4 protein-coding genes are annotated in these 3566 nt (G+C 69.3%); all 4 read left to right on the forward strand.

From position 1 onward, the window contains the following. Nucleotides 1-657 (forward strand): NADH-quinone oxidoreductase subunit M (locus tag IM632_RS13175; protein ID WP_296552437.1); only part of this gene is annotated, 657 nt, incomplete at its 5' end. Between the two features lie 21 nt (nt 658-678). After that, entirely contained in the window at nt 679-2115 is a 1437-nt protein-coding gene (gene nuoN / locus IM632_RS13180) for an NADH-quinone oxidoreductase subunit NuoN (protein WP_296534648.1), read from the forward strand. Beyond that, nucleotides 2116-2859, forward strand: coding sequence for a biotin--[acetyl-CoA-carboxylase] ligase (locus IM632_RS13185; RefSeq protein WP_296521579.1), 744 nt, complete (start codon nt 2116-2118; stop codon nt 2857-2859). Continuing rightward, a partial coding sequence (locus IM632_RS13190) for a type III pantothenate kinase (protein WP_296552439.1) occupies nt 2856-3566 on the forward strand: 711 nt, incomplete at its 3' end. The genes IM632_RS13185 and IM632_RS13190, both read left to right, overlap by 4 nt.

Below are 3566 nucleotides of genomic sequence, written 5' to 3' on the forward strand. Positions count from 1 at the left end.
CCCCTGGTCTTCGCCCTGTCGGCCATCGCCATCGTCTACACCTCGCTGGTGGCCTTCCGGCAGACCGACATCAAGAAGCTGATCGCCTACTCCTCCGTCGCGCACATGGGCTTCGTGACCATGGGCATCTTCTCCTTCGACGTGGTGGGCGTTCAGGGCGCCATCTTCCAGATGCTCAGCCACGGGATCATCTCCGGCGCCCTCTTCCTCTGCGTAGGCGTCGTCTATGACCGGATGCATACCCGGGAGATCGCCTTCTACGGCGGCCTGGTGAGGCGCATGCCGGTCTACGCCGCCATCTTCATGCTCTTCACCATGGGCAATGTGGGTCTGCCGGGCACGTCGGGCTTCGTCGGCGAGATCATGACCCTGACCGGTGTCTATTTCAGTTCGACCTGGACGGCCCTGGCCGCAACCACCGGTGTGATCCTGTCGGCGGTCTACGCCCTGACCCTCTACCGGCGGGTCATGTTCGGCGAGATGACCAATCCGGCCCTGGTGGACATCACTGACGTCAATCTGCGCGAGATCCTGATCTTCGCGCCCCTGGTGGTCGCCACCCTCTGGCTGGGCTTCCAGCCGGGCCTCGTCTTCAACATCACTGCCAGTTCGGTCGACGGTCTTCTGGACGCCTTCCGCACTGCGGTCGGCAACTGACGGAGGCCGAAGGAAACCGCCATGTTCGCCACTGACCTCGCCCTCGCCACGCCCCTGCTGATCCTCGCAGGCGCCGCGCTCTTCCTCCTGGTCCTGGGCGCCTACCTGCCGCGGCCGGAACGCGTGGTGGGTCTCGGCGCCATGGCGGCCCTGGCCGCCTCCGCCGTCGCTGCGGTGGTCGGCCCGCAGGGTCAGGCTTTCTCGGGCGCCCTCACGGCGGACGCCGCGTCCGTCTTCGCCCAGGTGGTGATCTGCCTCGGAAGCCTCGTGTCCATTCCCCTGGGTCAGGCCTGGTTCGCCCGGCGGGGTATCCGTCATTTCGAGTTCCCGGTGCTGGTCCTCCTGGCCGCCCTCGGCATGGCCATGATGGCCGGGGCGGGGGATCTTCTGAGCCTCTATATCGGCGTCGAGCTCCAGTCCCTGGCTCTCTATGTCATGGCGGCCCTGCAGCGCGACGACGCCAAGGCCTCCGAGGCCGGCCTGAAGTACTTCGTGCTGGGGGCCCTGTCCTCGGGCCTGCTGCTCTACGGCGCCTCCCTGGTCTATGGTTTCTCCGGCGCCATCCGCTTCGACGTCATCGCTGCAGCGGTGCAGGGCGAGGCCGGGACCGGTGTCCTCTTCGGCCTGGTCTTCATGATCTGCGGCCTCGCCTTCAAGGTCTCCGCCGCGCCCTTCCACATGTGGACGCCCGACGTCTACGAGGGTGCGCCCACCCCGGTGGTCGCCTTCTTCGCCGGCGCGCCCAAGCTGGCGGCCATGCTGCTGTTCGCCCGGGTCCTGGCCGAGGCCTTCCCCCTGGCCGCCGACCAGTGGCGCCAGGTCCTGATCCTCATCGCCCTGGCCTCGGTGGCCGTGGGCGCCCTGGCGGGCCTGGCCCAGACCAACCTCAAGCGCCTTTGGGCCTATTCCTCCATCGCCAACGTCGGCTACGCCGTCCTCGGCCTGGCGGCGGGAACGGCCCAGGGCGTCCAGGCCATGCTCGTCTTCATGGCCCTCTACTCCGTGTCCGTGATCGGCTTCTTCGCCTGTCTCGCGGCCCTGTCACGGAACGGCCGGCCTCTCGAGACCCTCGAGGACATGGCCGGGCTCTTCCAGCAGCGGCCCTGGCTCAGCCTCGCCCTGACCATCTTCGCCCTGTCGGGCCTCGGCCTGCCGCCCTTCGCCGGCTTCTGGGGCAAGTACTATGTCTTCATGGCCGCGGTGAACGCCGGCGATCCGGTCCTGCTCTGGTCGGCGGTGGCGGCCCTCGTGGGCAGCGTCATCGCCGCCTTCTATTACCTGCGTCTGGTCAAGGTGATGTGGTTCGATCCGGCCCCCGGCGAGACCGACCGCCCGCCCGTGGAGGCCGGGGCCATCGCGATCGGCGCGGCGGCCTTCACCTTCCCGGTGGTCCTTGGTCTGATGCCCCTGATCGATCGTTACGCAGCCGCGGCGGCGGCCGCCCTCGGCCTTGGCTAGGTGAGCGCCCCGCCCATCGAGAGCTACGCCGTCCTCGACTCGACCAATGCCGAGGCCCGGCGTCGGGCGGAGGCGGGCCTCTTCGGTCCCGTCTGGATCCACGCCCTCGAGCAGACGGCCGGCCGGGGACGCCAGGGTCGCGTCTGGCGCGGTGGTGGCGGTAACCTGGCGGCCACCCTCCTGATCCCCGCTGACCTGCCGCCCGCCCAGGCGGCTCAGATTTCGTTCGTGGCCGCCGTGGCCCTCTGCGAGACCGTGAACGCCCTGGCGGGACCCGGCGTTGCGCGCCTCCGCTGGCCCAACGATCTCTACACCGCCGGCGGCAAGGTGGCGGGCATCCTCGTGGAATCGGGTCCGAGGCCCGGGGGCGGGCTCTGGCTCGCGGTGGGGATCGGCGTCAACCTGGCCAAGGCGCCGCCCCGGGACCAGGTCGAGCGGCCCGCCGCCGCCCTTGCCGACATCCCCGGGTTCACGCCGCCGGCGCCGGCTGACTTCCTGGCGGACCTGGCGAACCGGTTCGAGTCCTGGCGGCGGACCTGGGTCCATGACGGCTTTCCCCCTGTCGGCGAGGCCTGGACCCGGATGGCGGAGGGCCTGGGCGGTCCCTGCACGGCGCGGCTCCCCGACCGCACTCTTTCCGGAACGGCGGAGGCCCTGGAGGCGGACGGGGCTCTGCGCCTTCGGCTGGACACTGGCGAGGTCGTCCGCGTGACGGCCGGAGATGTCTTCTTTGGAGAAACCTGATGCTGCTGGCGATCGAGCAGGGCAACACCAACACCCTCTTCGCTGTTCACGACGGGTCCGAGTGGGTCGCCCAGTGGCGGACGGCCACCCAGTCCACCCGCACGGCGGACGAATACGCGGTCTGGCTGCACCAGCTCCTTTCCATGACGGGCCTCCGGTTCGACATGCTCGACGCCTGCATCATCTCCAGCGTGGTGCCCCAGTCGGTCTTCAACCTGCGAAACCTCGCTCGCCGCTACCTCAAGGTGGAGCCTCTGGTCATCGGTGAGAATGTCGACCTCGGCATACCCGTTCGTCTGGAAAAGCCCTCGGAGGCCGGCGCCGACCGCCTAGTCAACGCCATCGGCGCCCATGTGGTCTATCCCGGTGATCTGATCGTCATCGACTCCGGGACGGCGACGACCTTCGACGTCATCGCCGCGGACGGCGGCTTCGAGGGCGGAGTCATCGCCCCCGGCATCAACCTCTCCATGGAAGCCCTGCACGCCGCCGCCGCCAAGCTGCCCAGGGTGGCGATCCGGCGCCCGGAAAAGACCATCGGCCGGGATACCGTGGGCGCCATGCAGGCGGGCGTCTTCTGGGGCTACATCGCCCTGATCGAGGGCCTGATCACCCGCATCCGGGAGGAGTGGGGCCGGCCCATGACCGTGGTGGCGACGGGGGGCGTCGCCTCGCTCTTCCAGGGCGCCACTGACGCCATTGACCAC

Origin of the sequence: Phenylobacterium sp. (assembly GCF_020402505.1) — a bacterium.
GTDB lineage: Bacteria > Pseudomonadota > Alphaproteobacteria > Caulobacterales > Caulobacteraceae > Phenylobacterium.

Excerpts from the sequence above, each read along its gene's own strand:
- nuoN (WP_296534648.1), top strand. The coding sequence starts at position 679 with ATGTTCGCCACTGACCTCGCCCTCGCCACGCCCCTGCTGATCCTCGCA.